At 41.2% G+C, this 14,160-nt stretch carries 20 protein-coding genes; all 20 read right to left on the bottom strand.

Annotated features, from left to right (window positions below; genetic code table 11):
- Nucleotides 1-10: 10 nt before the first annotated feature.
- The gene (locus C2869_RS14165) at nucleotides 11-751 is read right to left on the bottom strand and encodes a hypothetical protein (RefSeq protein WP_108603561.1); all 741 of its coding nucleotides are present in this window, start codon (nucleotides 749-751) and stop codon (nucleotides 11-13) included.
- 371 nt (nucleotides 752-1,122) lie between these two features.
- Complete coding sequence (locus C2869_RS14160; RefSeq protein ID WP_108603560.1) at nucleotides 1,123-1,800, bottom strand: EAL domain-containing protein; 678 nt, start codon at nucleotides 1,798-1,800, stop codon at nucleotides 1,123-1,125.
- Between the two features lie 24 nt (nucleotides 1,801-1,824).
- Nucleotides 1,825-2,415 (bottom strand): hypothetical protein, encoded by a 591-nt coding sequence (locus tag C2869_RS14155; protein ID WP_108603559.1) that lies wholly within the window; start codon nucleotides 2,413-2,415, stop codon nucleotides 1,825-1,827.
- A gap of 525 nt (nucleotides 2,416-2,940) precedes the next feature.
- On the bottom strand, nucleotides 2,941-4,419 hold the full coding sequence (locus tag C2869_RS14150) for a hypothetical protein (RefSeq protein ID WP_108603558.1): 1,479 nt from the start codon (nucleotides 4,417-4,419) through the stop codon (nucleotides 2,941-2,943).
- A gap of 207 nt (nucleotides 4,420-4,626) precedes the next feature.
- On the bottom strand, nucleotides 4,627-5,331 hold the full coding sequence (locus C2869_RS14145) for a hypothetical protein (RefSeq protein WP_108603557.1): 705 nt from the start codon (nucleotides 5,329-5,331) through the stop codon (nucleotides 4,627-4,629).
- A gap of 78 nt (nucleotides 5,332-5,409) precedes the next feature.
- Nucleotides 5,410-7,179, bottom strand: coding sequence for a hypothetical protein (locus C2869_RS14140; protein ID WP_108603556.1), 1,770 nt, complete (start codon nucleotides 7,177-7,179; stop codon nucleotides 5,410-5,412).
- Entirely contained in the window at nucleotides 7,180-7,491 is a 312-nt protein-coding gene (locus C2869_RS14135) for a hypothetical protein (protein WP_108603555.1), read from the bottom strand.
- Between the two features lie 166 nt (nucleotides 7,492-7,657).
- Nucleotides 7,658-8,107 (bottom strand): hypothetical protein, encoded by a 450-nt coding sequence (locus C2869_RS14130; protein WP_159084181.1) that lies wholly within the window; start codon nucleotides 8,105-8,107, stop codon nucleotides 7,658-7,660.
- A 138-nt stretch (nucleotides 8,108-8,245) separates the two neighbouring features.
- Nucleotides 8,246-9,382: a hypothetical protein gene (locus C2869_RS14125; protein ID WP_159084180.1), complete on the bottom strand. Its 1,137-nt coding sequence runs from the start codon at nucleotides 9,380-9,382 to the stop codon at nucleotides 8,246-8,248.
- A 110-nt stretch (nucleotides 9,383-9,492) separates the two neighbouring features.
- A complete protein-coding gene (locus tag C2869_RS14120; RefSeq protein ID WP_108603552.1) occupies nucleotides 9,493-10,347 on the bottom strand; it encodes a lamin tail domain-containing protein in 855 nt (284 codons plus the stop codon).
- Nucleotides 10,348-10,374: 27 nt separating this feature from the next.
- On the bottom strand, nucleotides 10,375-11,007 hold the full coding sequence (locus C2869_RS14115) for a glycoside hydrolase family 19 protein (RefSeq protein WP_108603551.1): 633 nt from the start codon (nucleotides 11,005-11,007) through the stop codon (nucleotides 10,375-10,377).
- Nucleotides 11,008-11,135: 128 nt separating this feature from the next.
- Nucleotides 11,136-11,405 (bottom strand): hypothetical protein, encoded by a 270-nt coding sequence (locus C2869_RS14110; RefSeq protein ID WP_108603550.1) that lies wholly within the window; start codon nucleotides 11,403-11,405, stop codon nucleotides 11,136-11,138.
- Nucleotides 11,406-11,445: 40 nt separating this feature from the next.
- Nucleotides 11,446-11,631: a RebB family R body protein gene (locus C2869_RS14105; RefSeq protein WP_108603549.1), complete on the bottom strand. Its 186-nt coding sequence runs from the start codon at nucleotides 11,629-11,631 to the stop codon at nucleotides 11,446-11,448.
- 17 nt (nucleotides 11,632-11,648) lie between these two features.
- Entirely contained in the window at nucleotides 11,649-11,918 is a 270-nt protein-coding gene (locus C2869_RS14100) for a RebB family R body protein (RefSeq protein ID WP_108603548.1), read from the bottom strand.
- Nucleotides 11,919-11,944: 26 nt separating this feature from the next.
- The gene (locus tag C2869_RS14095) at nucleotides 11,945-12,202 is read right to left on the bottom strand and encodes a hypothetical protein (protein ID WP_159084179.1); all 258 of its coding nucleotides are present in this window, start codon (nucleotides 12,200-12,202) and stop codon (nucleotides 11,945-11,947) included.
- A 12-nt stretch (nucleotides 12,203-12,214) separates the two neighbouring features.
- Complete coding sequence (locus C2869_RS14090) at nucleotides 12,215-12,613, bottom strand: RebB family R body protein (RefSeq protein ID WP_108603546.1); 399 nt, start codon at nucleotides 12,611-12,613, stop codon at nucleotides 12,215-12,217.
- 132 nt (nucleotides 12,614-12,745) lie between these two features.
- A complete protein-coding gene (locus C2869_RS14085; RefSeq protein WP_108603545.1) occupies nucleotides 12,746-13,030 on the bottom strand; it encodes a hypothetical protein in 285 nt (94 codons plus the stop codon).
- A gap of 80 nt (nucleotides 13,031-13,110) precedes the next feature.
- The gene (locus C2869_RS14080) at nucleotides 13,111-13,374 is read right to left on the bottom strand and encodes a RebB family R body protein (protein WP_108603544.1); all 264 of its coding nucleotides are present in this window, start codon (nucleotides 13,372-13,374) and stop codon (nucleotides 13,111-13,113) included.
- A gap of 21 nt (nucleotides 13,375-13,395) precedes the next feature.
- Complete coding sequence (locus C2869_RS14075; RefSeq protein ID WP_108603543.1) at nucleotides 13,396-13,650, bottom strand: RebB family R body protein; 255 nt, start codon at nucleotides 13,648-13,650, stop codon at nucleotides 13,396-13,398.
- 149 nt (nucleotides 13,651-13,799) lie between these two features.
- A complete protein-coding gene (locus tag C2869_RS14070; protein WP_108603542.1) occupies nucleotides 13,800-14,060 on the bottom strand; it encodes a RebB family R body protein in 261 nt (86 codons plus the stop codon).
- Between the last annotated feature and the right edge of the window lie 100 nt (nucleotides 14,061-14,160).

The raw sequence follows: 14,160 nt of genomic DNA, 5'->3' as shown, positions 1-14,160 counted from the left end.
GCGTTTTTGATCAAGCTGAATACATACCTAAAATTAACCTCGGCTTGCCACTGTGCTTAACATGAGCAAGCCTTGAAATACTGCTACTGCCGGTCAAGTTTGGATCTAATGCGTAACTGCAAAACTGATTGTTATCTAATAAGGATAACGCTTTGGTATCTTGTGGTGTTAATACCCCGTAAATGGCAAATAGACAGGCGATTTCCAACTCTGGATTTGCGGCTTTTAGCGCATTAATGCGTTCAATATCAGCTAAGCATTTATTCAAGTCTTTTTGTTTTGTGTATGTATCGGTATGACTACAGCGCAACTCAAAAAAATAGGATTGCTCTTTTTGTTTAAATGCAAAGTCACAGCGCGAAGCTGATGTTTTGCGCGTTGTCACACTCACATCACCGCCATTTTGTACTCTTAGAAAACCCGTTTCGACAAAGGTTTTATCGATAGCTTTTTCGTTGTTTTTTTCGTTAGCTTCAGGGCTTTTTTTGTCACTTATTTGTGGCTTTTTTTGCGTTTTTGTCTGTGATTTTTCCTGCGCTTGTTCCAAGGCTTGTTGCCGCTCGTTAGGTGCAGGGTAAAACACATCGGTTTCCAACTGCTCTATATTGCTATCACTGGCTAATACACTAGCGAGTTCCAAAGTTAACCATTGTTTCCAACAGCTACTAAAACCACTTTGTGAAAAAATTCGATGGGTTGTGTTGAAGTCGTAACCTTGTTGTAATCGAGCTAAAAATTGATGAGCGTTCATAATCAAATGTCCAAAAATGTCCAATTTAGATAAATGACTAATCTAATTAGCAAGGCGAGTGACAACTTGGGGAAACCTAGTACAGTTTCAATTTAATTTTGATTAGTTGAAAACATTGGTGATCAATTTCACACTGAGCGCGAAGCAGTCGAAGTGTCGGTAAATTAGAAAGTAATAAGACTTCGACAAGCTCAGCCTGAAGTTGTTTATTTTATCTAAATATGATTAAAAACATCACGAGTGATAGTAAATTATGTAAGTGATTCAACTGATCATTTCTTTCGGAAACACTACTAGGGTTTAATTGCCTGTTTATAGGAACCAAGCGGCTAATTTTTATTTTGTTTTAACTAAACTCAAGCCCAAAACCATTACAGGATATTCTCAGGTAGACCAAAATAAAACCCTTGCACAAAGTCGACTTTACATTGCTTAGCTTGCTGCAACTGCGTATGTGTTTCAACCCCTTCCAAGACCACTTTTTTGCCTTCTTTATGGCATAAGTCGATTAAATGACTAAGCGCACTTAAATCGTTTTTATCTGAGTTTGTAGCATTAAATACTGAACGATCCAGTTTAACGATATCTGGGTTTAGCTCAAACACACGGCGAAAATTCGACGCTTTGGCACCAAAATCGTCTATGGCAAAACTAAAGCCCAATTGCCGGCAAATTAGCATGCGTTCTTTCATTCGCTGCCTATCATAATTAAGCTCATGTTCGGTTAGCTCAAAAATAATATTATTGGGTTTATCAACAGCAAAAAACAAATCTTCAAAACAACTTAGCAAACCATCTGATAACAGTTGTTCCAACGTTAAATTAACAAATAGCTTTTGCTGACTTTGCCTAAATTTACCGGCCTTATCTAGCGCTAATATGTGCTCAAACAAAGGTTGCGCGAGCTCTTTAAATAAAGTTGGATGTTGATTAAACACAGCCAAACCAATACCACGAAACTGACGCAGTAAAACCTCAAAACCAATGGATTGCTGCGTAACTACGTCAACGATAGGCATTCGTGCATATACACTTTCAACCTCTGGCATAAACAGAATTTACCTAGTGCTTGATTAACGTTTACTAAGATCTTGCATTTCAATTTCGATCACAGGCACTAATTTACGCATGTCCTCACTACAATCTTGCTCCATCATATGGATAAGGTTTTTAAAACTGTCTTGCGAAGCTTGCTCTAACGCCTCAATTTTGGCTTTAGCGCCAGCCAACTCCACGGTACAACGCATAACGTTAACAAGAATATTTTTGTATTCTTCCAATTTATCCTTGTCTGTCATGGCTCGAAACGACTTGCCGACATTCGGTTCTGGGTTGCTATTAGCAAGATATTGCTCAACGTGTTGTTGTGCTCGTACAGAGTAATACGAGGCCATTTGCAATTGTCGACCGTCATTGATTTCATCTGCGGGAATAAAGCTAATGGCTTTACCCATTAACGGCCCGATTACCGGTATATGTGAAGCGGCAAATGAGGCAACCGAACGCCCTATTTTTTTACCGCCAGCTTCCCGAAAGGTTTTTTTACTGTCACGAAACTTAGCACTAAGCCATTCTGTATCATGACGCATTTCACTCTCAACTTTACCTTCTATATCCACCCAGATAGGTCTAGCCCATTCATTTCTAAATTCTTGTTCTGCCATGTTAATTATCACCTTCACTATTTAAACTGATTAACAGTTTACGGACAAAATAACGATAAAACTTGGTGGTTATGATGAAGTCACTCTGCTTGCAAGCTTGAATTATGAATCCAGACAAACCATGTATATAGTCTTCTCGCTCAGGTCTAATGGTTCATTGTCAGCGCTTACTCTCGACTTTGGCTCCTGCGTCGTTCTAACACCTAAATCCATTTAGGCGGCCCCAATCACATAGTAGAGCATATGCTCATGAGGTCTCGAAGCTTGCCTGCATGGATGCAGGTAAGGGGCGAGAGCAGGACGCGGTAGCTTTGACAGCTTTGCCTACATGGATGTAGGTACTTTGGTTTCGTCTGGAACTAGAAACCTGCCCCTAAAAACCTGATCGCTTTGACTATAGCTAAAGCAAGGGCTTATAAGCCCAAGTTTCGCCTACGCCTGTCATCCTAGCTATTGTTGGCGAGCATTAATGCTTGCAAGGCTTCAAAAACAAATAGGGATATTTAAAATTGTTGGAAAGAAATATCAGTAACCAAGGTTAAGTGCTTGCTCTGTACAAATGCTGGGGTAACCATACAGATTTAACCTTTGTTGTAACCAAACACTGTGCTGCTGGGCGGCAAAGTTAAGCTTGTAAAATAAACTATCTTTAAAAAGTTGATCATCCACGCAATCACTTGAAGTGTGTACCTTGCACTGGATTAAAGCTTGCTCTAGCAAATAATTTGGCCGATAGCGTAAACCGATCTGCCATTGCGTGAAAACTTCGTCGATTGGGCTAGATGCTAATTTTAATAAAACGGGGATCGCATTAAGCCATTCAGCTTCTTTAATTAACAAACTTCCTTGCATTGAATAAAGCCGAAATAACAAATTATCTATGGTCTGTTTGGCTGTTCCTGCGGCGGGATAACAATGGATCAGTTGATAATTCAACGTTCGTTGATTCAGATGGCATTTGATTGTCCGATAAGTCCAGTAAAAACAATCAAGCCAATGAGCAAAACTGCCGCCAGTGTTCTGACTATCATGCTCGTTAATGGCTCCGTTAGTACTTTGTGTCGAAAAACGCCACGTATTTTGATAAACAAATAACGTACAACCCAAGGTTGCCAAACCTTGCTTATCATTTGACAAACCACCAACCAGTTGACGTAATTTGGAATTAACCATCTCAACGGCAAAAGTACTATTCGCTACGCAATTTATTTCGGCAATAGGATCTGGAACTATTTCTGAGCCTAAATCTGAATCTATTTCAGAATGAGTATTCGCAGAATTAGCATCCAATTGAGTTTCAATATTGCTTTCTTCATTAGTGTGATAACTATGCCGTGCCGCCAACCTCTGACTAAAGGCTGAAGTAAATTGCCCTCCTCCTATCCGCCAATCAACATCGGTTAAAGGGTTATAGTGGCAACTGGTCGTCTTGCGAACTTGCGCGCTTAGCTGCTGCGAGTTTGATTGCTGTTTGTTTGATTGCTGTGTGTTTGGCGACTGCTTGTTTGGAGACTGAAAGTAGCGATTTAAATTAGCGCTTGATTGAAGTGGGTTTACTGTATGTTGACGGCTCTTATTCTTACTCGGATTCTGATTAGAGCTAATACTAGAGTTAAGATCAAAATTCTTATGATGCTTAAAAGATTGGCTCTGAGACTGGTACTGTGACTTTACGCGCGGCTCAACAAACACCTGATCATTACAATCAAACTGTTGCCGTGTAACTGACTTGTCAATTAACGCCGGTAAATTAACAAAAGCTAACTGACTGTTTAAACGGCCTAGGTTTACCTTTTCTCGATTACATTGCGTTAATGGTTTATCACTGACTAATATTGGCTGGAATGGCCCTTTTTGCGTAAGCCAAGGGGTTCGACACGCATTTCCCTCGATAAAATCAGCCATAGAACGACAGTTATACGCTAATAGTTGCGCAGAAGCTGACGGCATACCCGCAAATCGCGCCGCTAGGTATGTTGCATAATAATAAAATAAATTATCCACTACTTACTCGCCCCATGTGCCAGCCTCTATCACCAGTGTCATTCGCAATTTGATTGCTACTTATTGTTACCAGAATCTAAAATCAAATGTTTTAAATGGTTGAATTGATAACCATTTGCTAAATTGTAGGGGCAATTTTACAGCGACAAACCTTGTGCTAGCCGAAATAAATTCGGCCCTACCTGTCAGAATTTTTGTGTCGATGTACTAAGTCGCCGGTGCTGCTAGCGCTTTAGTGGCAGCCAAGTTTTTAATCGATTCAACGAACTGACTAATAGCAAGCTTGGCAACATTTTCTGTCACCGGTGCCTCTAACACATAAGGCTCAAGATCCGTTCTAATATGCCCGCCCATTAAATTGTCCTTTTGGCGCTGCACTACAATGGCATTAATGGCTTGAGTAAAAGCAAACGGATCCGTCTTACAGTAAATGCGATGCTGTTGTGAAATTTTACTGCCTTGTGCATACCGCGGAGCCGCATACGACACCATATAAGGCTGAACGGCTGGGTCTTTGCCCACTATATCGGCGCAAGAGAATAAGACAAAATCCGTCGACTTATGCTGTTCCATCATTTGATTACACATAGGTAAATCGCCTTCAATCCCTAAGTTGTAATCACAAAACATAACGTCTATGCCTTTTATTAAACTCGACATCATTATATCAAACGCCTTGCTAACGCCTTCTGGCACTTGTTCCGATTCTGGCAACAAAACAAATTCGTCTGACATAACAGTAAAGCCCGACTTCCAATGGGCTAACAACTCTGGGGTAGAGCTGCTATCACGATCTTTGTAAGCCACCTTATAGCCATTATCAAACGCTTCTTCGACTTCAGGTTGATCGGTTAGAAATGCAAAGCGACGACCATCGCTCGCTACGCAAGATCGAAACAATAACTTTCTCATTTTAGACTCCATTTCATTAAATTATTCGTAGTGGAATGAGATTTCACAATGTGTTTACAGTGTAATGAGTCGTACTATTTATAACTCGGTTGACTCAACGCTGATTGCAGTTGAACTTATGAATTGCATAAACGAGTTCGGCGTTTTTTGCTGGATTGCAGCTAATGTTGCGGCTAGTTGTTCAAGTGTATACTTTTGGCTATCTTGGCTGACACTCGGTAATGCATAGCGGTTTAATTGACAGCGAATAGGTTTACTTAACCGAATTGAATATTGAATTAATAGCTGTAAACACTGCACAAACCCTTGGCAGTTTACCCGTAGAATTAAGCCATCCGGCCAGCAAATTTGCACATGATCATTGTGCTGTATAAAGCAATATTTAATCCGTCCATAACACAATTGATAAAGAACCGTTTTGTTACCTGGCGTCGCTTGGGTAATATATTTATGCAATAGCCTTAATGCTAAACGGGGTGTATTAAACCTTTGTTGATAGTTGGGGCTAACTGCATCTAACCCACTGTTTAATAATAATTCAGGCCAGTTAGGAACAATTAAAAATGCGTTAGCCACTAAGTACTGAATCACTTGATTAAACTCAATATTGCCACATGGCATTGATTCGTTATTAGCTAACTTAACCAGCACAGATACAGGCATTTTATATAACGCCTGTTTTAATTGGCATGGTTTAGCAAACATAACCGCTAAATGAACTAAACCAATGTCTTTCGTTTGGCAAAGTTCAATAATGGGTTTGCCTTCAGGTAATAACGAGATAGCTTGCTCGCATGTCAGGCGACAAAGTGCTAATTGTTTTTTTGCGCCCTCCACTGCCGAGCAGCTAATGCCATCTACGCAACTTTCCGCCCGTTCTTGCGTTAGGTTATCAGTTAATAGATCAGATTCAGTCAACAACGAGGGGCAGTCACCGCCAAAGCGGACATGTAAATCACGCCGAGTTAATAATGCCTGATGCTTGCTCACTCGGCCCTGTTCGTATCTGTGCTGGGATTGTTCTCTATGCTGTGCAAACAGCAAACGCCAATAATGAGATTCTGATTGAAAATAGTTTTGTTTAATTGATAAGTTTTGCCACCTGTCACGCACTACACTTGGTTTACGCGTTGGCGTTGCTTCAACTGCATGAGAGTCAGCTTGAGCTTCGTCCCTGCTAGGTTTCGCTCGTTTAGATGGATTACCAACCTGCGATTGCTCACGTTGTAATAGAGCTAGCATGCTATCACTAAACGCATTTTGCGCAGCTTGTGCTTGGTCAGCTAAACGCTGTTGGTCTTTTTCTTGACTGCTATTTGATGCTATATCAGCCACTGGATATTGATTGCTATCGGTTAGCTTTGCTGCAGTCTGAGTTTCACTCTCGACATTTGTTTCACGTTCAATATTTGTTCCATTATCGACATTTGTTTCACTATCAACTTTTGTTTTTGGCTCGGCGTTTATCGTTTTAACTAGATTTGGGATCGCAGTTAAAATCCCTGGTAACTGCTGTAGCATGTACGCATAAGGATTTTGTCCTTGCTCAAAATGAGCTAACGGCGCTTGACCTAATTGAGACTGTTCAAGTGAGTCGGTGACCGTTGATATTTGACTAGGCAAGTTGCGCTCAGTCATTGCGTTTTTAACCTGGCGCTTTTCTGCCTGAGTGATTTTTGCCTGAGCGATTTCTGCTTGAGTAGTGTCTACTTGTGCAGGTTTAACCTTGATATCACTATCACTTGGTGTCGCCTGTTTTTGTTCTCCACTACACTTTAGTCGATAACGAACAAAAATAGGTCGTAATAATACGCGCCGATAACGACGCTTTTTAACAACCTTAGCCATTTACAGTGCGACTTTTATTGAGCTTGTTAGGGAACTTATCGCTTGGTTAACCGCATGCTGAATGGTTGCCTTAGCTGCAATTTCTAACTGAATGATCTCCGCTTCGAGTACCGCTTTTTCACGTTCAATCTCATCAGCAAACTCTTGTTGGCTAATATCGCCCTCTTTCACTGCTCTGACTAAATCAGCCATATCACTTTTATTATTGATCACAGCCAAAAGGTCTTGGCTAATACTTGCACCTTCTGTTGGTAGCGACATTGCCAAACCCTTAACAAAACCATTCAATACTTCATCTACATCTAACGCCATGTTTATTTCCTTAATTGATTTTTCAAGTGGATCTTTTGTTGGTCGAAGCGGCTGCTAAAACAAGGTTTGTCGATGTAAAATCGACCCTACAATTTAGCTAATGTTTATCAATCAAACCGTTCAAAACTTGTGAATTAAGGTACTAATTCTGTTTCCAGTAAAAATACTAATTTACCTTTTTGGCTTCTTCGCCTTTGATCATCGCCAAAAATAAACGCTGATATTGCTGGCGGTGCCGCTGCAAAATAAAATCTGACACTGTGTTTTGCTTTTTATGGCTGGCAATATCTTTGCTCCATAAATCTAACGCAATATCGACCTGCTTTAAGGTTTGCTCATTTAACGGCCGCATGGCTTGGCGTACCTTTAACGCTTGTAGCGCCACTTCAATCGCGATGTAATTGTCTTTTGATTGCTCAAATAGCCGCTGCGATTTTTCTACGTATTGCAGGCTTATAAAGTGCTGTTCCACCTGGCTGGCAACGGCTTGCATTTGTTGTAAAGACTGTTTATCAAAATCGGAAACTAAATGGATTGCGCAGCTTGACAAGATCAAGACAAAACAGGCTACCAATAACCGGTTTTTATATTTTGCTAGGCGTCGTGTTAAAAGCATCGTTATCTCATTTTTTCGATAAGACGTGTATGGTGTATAACAAACCATGCACGCTTTTTGCGTTATTCAATGAACTCAGTTTAAGCAATGTGATTAACGAAAACGCCGCATAAACTCTGTTAAATGCTGGTTAATTATTTAAGTTTTAGCTGAAGCTGTTGACGGCGCAGGCTCTGGCTTAGTTTTATCAGAATTTGCTTCAGGCTTTTCGACGGCTTGCTTAATATTGTTGACTAGCTTGTCCATAATTGAGAACAAAATATCGACGTTGTAGCCCATTAAAAATGCCAACGCCATTGAAGAAACTGAATCCGCCATATGAATTTCTTCAGGCTTTAAAAACCAACCTATAATCATCCCACCTAACGCGCCTAAGGTGAGCCGCAAGCGATAACGGATTTCGCAGTCGTAAGTATAGGTAATGTCGCGCACTTCTTTTAACAAACTACGTAACACAAAAATAAACGCGCCTAATAACCCGTACAATAACGGCAAAATATAAACCTGTAGCACTTTCAACACGGCTTCCGCTGATAACAAGTTACCAAAAAAAATCAATCGCGCTTCGTACAAGCTATGGGCTAACTCAAAATGATCGAACTCTCGCGGATCAAGCGCCAAATGGCTTTGCTCAAGTTTTCGTTGCAAGGCTTTTTCTTCTATTTCAAACTTCTTTTGACTGTATTTGGGCACATCGACACTTAGTGTGCCACCAAACGACCACACTCGATTCCACATAAGTAAAAGGTTGTAGTTGGCATCAATTTTTTGATCAAGAAGCTTAATTTCTTCTAGTAGCTTATCGTTTTCCGGTTGGGTTCTGGATTGTTCCAATAGCGTTTGTCGTTCAGAGAAAAAACGAGTCAGGTTAGTATTAAGCCCTTCGCCAAATAAAAAGAATACCTGAATTAATAGCAAAAAAAACAAAGCCACCATGGTATAGCGCCGATACCAGGCCACGGCACGTTCAGCTTTAGTTAAAGGCCTATTTTTACGATTGTCAGCTGGGATAACGGCGTAAATACTTTCCACCGTTACCGGATAAACCGCTTTAGCTAGCTTGTCGTAGTTAATCAAAAAGGCTTGTTCATCTTCCATCGTCCATTCGTCATTAACAATTTTATATTTGGCATCAATGACGTTTTGCGTAACGATTGGATCGAGCTGTTTATTACCATTACGAGCAATATAAGTAATTAAACGCTGACCATCGGCAACCACCTGACAGATTTCTGGTGACGCTTGGATTGTCTTGATTTCGTTTCGATTTCTCATGTGGTTGAGTTGCCCTTTAATGCGAACGTGTAGGTAGAGATTTTCACGAAAAAGCGAAGCCAGTTTAGTTCTGGCTTCGGCAGTTGAAGAAAAGAATCGTGCTATTGGCATTAGCCATACGTAAAGGTAGAAGCCACTTTGCCGTCGTAATTTGTCAACGTTCCAGTGTCACCTTTGTTGTTCCATATAGCACGAGGGCTTGCGAACGAATAACCTCCTGTCGCTTCATCAACAAGATTGGTATAAACACGAATTTTTGCATTAGGTGCTAATTGACTACCTTGTGGGAAGATAAAATCTTGACCAATACCGGCATTGACATTCCAGCCGGACAAATCAACAAAGCTAAAGTCCAAATTTGCTATTTCTATATATTCGTCAGCTTCGGTATGCTTCACTTTACCGTCGAAACAAATTTGAGTGATAGCAACGTGGCTTAGGGCGGCTTCACCATACACATAGCTACAAATCACTTCACCTAATTGATTAAATAGCCAAGCTTTATCCCCTTTGTTATTCCAAATAGGCTGTTTGCGTTCAAAGCTCATTTCATCATCATTGGCAAATGTATATACCCTTAAGCTATGATTAGGTTTTAACCAAGTATCGGATGGAAATTGCATGTCTTGACCTTTGTCGCCCGCGTTAATACGCCAGCCAGTCAAGTCGACTATTTCAGGCCCTTTGTTAGTGATCTCAATAAACTCTTCACGCTCAGTGTCACCTGAGTAATTCACGTCACTAATCACCACATGCCGCCCAGCCATTAGCTCGTATGCAGCATGCCACCAGTCACTTAACGCCGAGCCTTTTATGCTTTGATCAATGCGCTTTTGATGGTTAGCTTGCGTTAGTTTATTTTGGTATTCGTTGATAAAGTTCCATGACGATTGCACATCAATCGCGTAGGCATTAACTGGTAGTTTTTCGACAAAGGCTTTTTTATCAAAATCAATATTAGACATGGGGTTTGTTCCTTAGGTCATTCGTAATTAATTAATATTCAATACTTGCTTGGCACGTTCTAGGTAGGCTTGACGATCGTCTAAGCCGTTATAACCACCATTAATACGACGAGTAATCGCTTTAATATCATCCTCATCGGCGTACTCGTTTAATTGCCGGGAGTCCCAATACCAACATGCAGCACCAACGGCGGCATCAGGGTCATCTTCTAGCAACTCTGGCTGGGCTATTAAATCCAGTCCTAAGCTTAAACCGCACTTTTCATAGTTTTCTTTACCGGTTAATTGAATTAATCCTCGACCACGATATTGCCAGCCTTCGCCGCTTGCTGTATCACCATTGCCCATGCGATTGGCGTAAACGACGTTGGCAATTTTTTCAGGTTGCCGAGCATGCGCGTCAGCCGAATCATCGTCTGGGAAGTATTTGCTAAACACGGCGCGTAAAGCATTAGCGCTGTAATTTAAGTTTTCAACTTTGTAGCGAAACGAGCCACTCTCATGAGCAATTTGTGCTATGTAATGGGCAACACGTAATGGGGTATCAATTGCAAAGTTGCTAAGTTGGCTATTAATAGCCGGCAGGTAAAAATCAATATTTTCTGATTTTGCTTTTGGCATAATTTCAGCCAATTGTTCTGAAGTTAATTCGATAGACATAGAGCTTCCTTCGTCATATTAAAATATAGTTTTAATGAGTTAGCCCAGACATAATGCAGGTGGATAGCCAAGGAAACGCGGATTAAGTTACGTTTTTTTAAGGTTTTTTTTCGGGCTTTTAAAAATGTTTAAGGCTTAAAGTCTTTAAGAATTTTGGCAGCTTTTTCGCCTACCGATGCATAGTTTTCTGCGCCATTGACCATGACTTTTTGCGCTTCTTCCAATACTTTTACGTACTTTTGATCGCCAGTGGCCAATAGCTGAGATAGCGCAACACCAATTGCCGTTGTCGCAATGGTATTAATATTTCGGAGGTTATCGGTGGCATCCTGTACCGCAATTGCGGTTGATTGAGCAACCGCCTGCTGCGCTTTAATCGGTGCAGAATTATCAGCCATGAGATAAAAATCAACCCGTTAGCCGATCAGCTCTGATGAACTAACCGCCACCCTGTTTTAGTATAAGCGCACAAGATGAAGAGGCTGCAGTATTGGCGATAGCTTGCATACCTTGTTGAATAGTCACGGCATTTTGCATCATCAAACCCACAGTATCGGCCAAACTAGCCTCGGCAAGCTGATTAATCACTTCCGAGACACTTTGATTGTCTTGCTCGTTGCTCATGGCGTGCAGTTATCTGATTAGCTGTCTTTTTCAACAACGCCTTCAGCCGCTCGGCCTAATACAGCACTGCCTATGGCACCTAACGCATTAACCCCTTGCACCGTTGCCGATTGCATGGTGATACCTGCCTGCTGCTGGCCACTGGTGGCATTTAATGCAGCGTTAGAGATCGCTAAGCCCATCATGGAGTATAAATTGCCCATAGCCATAGCCGGTGCGTCGCCAATGACTTTAGTGTTAACTTGGGTAACTGAATCAGTAATTTTTTCATTTACAGTTTTTGACATGGTAACGTCCTATATTAATTCAAAGATCATGACTGTTGAGTGAGTTCACTCATTTGTTGGTTAATTTTTTCAACAGCCTTATCGAGTTCTTGATTGACTTTTTTCATAAGTTCTGCCGTTTTTTCATCCGTTTCTTGTGCTTGCTCAAACGGTTTTACATCTTTCAAGTTTTGTTGATTTTCACTAATGATACTTTCAACTTGGGCTTGTTGTTGCTTAGTAAACTCTTCAATCGACTGCATATAGCGGTCATGGTTTTCCAGCAATGTTTGTTCAATAGACACAGCAGCCCCCACTTAGTTATCTTGCGCAGCAGACACTTCAGCCTCAGCGTCATCCGGCTGTTTTTTCTTTTTCATAAACGCAAATGGGTTAAATTTACGTTTTGGTTTTTCTTCTGGCTTGTCGGCAGGATCAGCCACGACAGGCTCGGCATCAATCACTTTACCTTGGTCTTTTTTAACCTCTTGGATCGGCACCTGGGCTTGCAGTAACCGAGCGCAAGCATTCGTGACAGAAGCAGCCGTCGTCATTTGTGAACTTTGTTGATTAACTATCGCGTTATGCATAGATAAGCCTAATGTTTCAGCAAATGTGGTTTCGACTAACCCTGTTGATTGAGGAGAAAAAGGGACATTACCAGCCGTTGTTATTGTGCGCTCTTGACTTGTTGAGTTACTTTCGTCATTACTCATCGTGCTGCTCCGTTTGATACCTTTAGTTACACGGGGATTGGCTAATTAGTCTAAATTTTCAACCGTTTTAAAAATCGGTGAAAACCACTATAAATACAGACATTTTCACCCTAAATACCCATCAATTAGTACCTATTCAGTTGTCTCATGTAATACTGAGGTCGCCTTCTCACCAACCACACTGAAGTTTTCGGCACCTCGGGTAACCACCATTTGTGCTTCTTGAATAACATCACAAAATTTAGTGTCACCTGTTTCAATAAACTGTGACAACGCAACACCTATCGCCGTTGTACTTAGCGTGTTTAAATTGCGTAAGTTATCAGTTGCATCAGCCAGTGCTAACGCCGTCGATTGGGCAATGGACTGTTGAGCACTATTAACCGCTGAATCTGAAGAATGATCTGCATTACTCATGATAAATCTCTCAAAAATAGCTAACAGTTGGGGTAGTCACTGGCCTAGCCAACCACTACCCTCACCGAAGGTTGAAAAACTTAGGCGTCTTTCTCAATAATGCCTTCAGCACTACGACCAATAACAGAGCTACCAATTGACATGAGTGAATTAACACCTTGTACCGTAGCAGCTTGCATGGTGATTTGCGCTTGCTGTTGAGCCGCCGTCGCATTGTGAGCCGCATTACCCAAAGCTTGGCTTGTTGACATTAATAGGTTGCCCATTGCCATGGCTGGCGTTTCACCTACTACTTTTGTATTAACTTGCGTAACTGAATCCGTTACTTGTTCATTTACTGGCATAACATTTTCCTAATCATCTTGTTACTTAATAATACTTGAAGCACTTCGCCCACATACTGCTGCACCAACAGCCATAAGTGAGTTAACACCTTGCACTGTTGCCGCTTGCATGGCTATTTGCCCTTGCTGTTGTGCCGCCGTTGCGTTGTGAGCAGCTATGCTCAACGCATGACTGGTAGCCATGAGTAAATTGCCCATGGCCATTGCCGGTGTTTCTGCTATCACTTTTGTATTGGTTTGCGTAACAGAGTCCGTAATTTGTTCATTGACTGGCATAACTTATCCTCTTACAACTACAACGTTAGCTATTTTTAGGTACTTGGAAACAAATCCCTGTAGGCTCGTTCTTCAAGCCAATAAAACACGCGGTTTTATCAGCCTAAAGCCCGACCTACATTGAAAAACGCCAACTATTGAAGATTGGCTTAGCCTTTTTCAATAATACCTTCAGCACTACGACCGATAACTGAACTACCAATTGACATAAGTGAATTAACACCCTGCACTGTTGCCGCTTGCATAGTAATTTGCGCTTGCTGTTGAGCTGCTGTGGCATTGTGTGCAGCGTTACCTAACGCTTGGCTGGTAGACATTAATAGGTTACCCATTGCCATTGCTGGTGTTTCGCCTACAACTTTGGTATTAACTTGAGTTACTGAATCTGTGATTTGCTCATTAACTGGCATTTTAATTTCCTCTTTAACTTATTAGATCCAAGTGATCTGTCATCACTTTAATTGGGGTTAGCCATGCTTGCTGTTATAAAACGCAAGCATGGATCAGCTA

It is taken from the genome of Saccharobesus litoralis (genome assembly GCF_003063625.1).
GTDB classification, from domain to species: domain Bacteria; phylum Pseudomonadota; class Gammaproteobacteria; order Enterobacterales; family Alteromonadaceae; genus Saccharobesus; species Saccharobesus litoralis.
Note: the sequence above shows the minus strand (reverse complement) of the source record. Positions and strands in the feature narration are given on the sequence as shown.

What these genes read in the sequence shown, in the direction of transcription:
- C2869_RS14125 (WP_159084180.1), bottom strand. Translation starts at nt 9,382, where the DNA reads ATGAGAAATCGAAACGAAATCAAGACAATCCAAGCGTCACCAGAAATC.
- C2869_RS14070 (WP_108603542.1), bottom strand. Translation starts at nt 14,060, where the DNA reads ATGCCAGTTAATGAGCAAATCACAGATTCAGTAACTCAAGTTAATACC.
- C2869_RS14090 (WP_108603546.1), bottom strand. Translation starts at nt 12,613, where the DNA reads ATGAGTAATGACGAAAGTAACTCAACAAGTCAAGAGCGCACAATAACA.
- C2869_RS14075 (WP_108603543.1), bottom strand. Translation starts at nt 13,650, where the DNA reads ATGCCAGTCAATGAACAAATTACGGACTCTGTTACGCAAACCAATACA.
- C2869_RS14145 (WP_108603557.1), bottom strand. Translation starts at nt 5,331, where the DNA reads ATGAGAAAGTTATTGTTTCGATCTTGCGTAGCGAGCGATGGTCGTCGC.
- C2869_RS14115 (WP_108603551.1), bottom strand. Translation starts at nt 11,007, where the DNA reads ATGTCTATCGAATTAACTTCAGAACAATTGGCTGAAATTATGCCAAAA.
- C2869_RS14155 (WP_108603559.1), bottom strand. Translation starts at nt 2,415, where the DNA reads ATGGCAGAACAAGAATTTAGAAATGAATGGGCTAGACCTATCTGGGTG.
- C2869_RS14130 (WP_159084181.1), bottom strand. Translation starts at nt 8,107, where the DNA reads ATGCTTTTAACACGACGCCTAGCAAAATATAAAAACCGGTTATTGGTA.
- C2869_RS14110 (WP_108603550.1), bottom strand. Translation starts at nt 11,405, where the DNA reads ATGGCTGATAATTCTGCACCGATTAAAGCGCAGCAGGCGGTTGCTCAA.
- C2869_RS14135 (WP_108603555.1), bottom strand. Translation starts at nt 7,491, where the DNA reads ATGGCGTTAGATGTAGATGAAGTATTGAATGGTTTTGTTAAGGGTTTG.
- C2869_RS14165 (WP_108603561.1), bottom strand. Translation starts at nt 751, where the DNA reads ATGAACGCTCATCAATTTTTAGCTCGATTACAACAAGGTTACGACTTC.
- C2869_RS14160 (WP_108603560.1), bottom strand. Translation starts at nt 1,800, where the DNA reads ATGCCAGAGGTTGAAAGTGTATATGCACGAATGCCTATCGTTGACGTA.
- C2869_RS14105 (WP_108603549.1), bottom strand. Translation starts at nt 11,631, where the DNA reads ATGAGCAACGAGCAAGACAATCAAAGTGTCTCGGAAGTGATTAATCAG.
- C2869_RS14120 (WP_108603552.1), bottom strand. Translation starts at nt 10,347, where the DNA reads ATGTCTAATATTGATTTTGATAAAAAAGCCTTTGTCGAAAAACTACCA.
- C2869_RS14100 (WP_108603548.1), bottom strand. Translation starts at nt 11,918, where the DNA reads ATGTCAAAAACTGTAAATGAAAAAATTACTGATTCAGTTACCCAAGTT.
- C2869_RS14140 (WP_108603556.1), bottom strand. Translation starts at nt 7,179, where the DNA reads ATGGCTAAGGTTGTTAAAAAGCGTCGTTATCGGCGCGTATTATTACGA.
- C2869_RS14085 (WP_108603545.1), bottom strand. Translation starts at nt 13,030, where the DNA reads ATGAGTAATGCAGATCATTCTTCAGATTCAGCGGTTAATAGTGCTCAA.
- C2869_RS14080 (WP_108603544.1), bottom strand. Translation starts at nt 13,374, where the DNA reads ATGCCAGTAAATGAACAAGTAACGGATTCAGTTACGCAAGTTAATACA.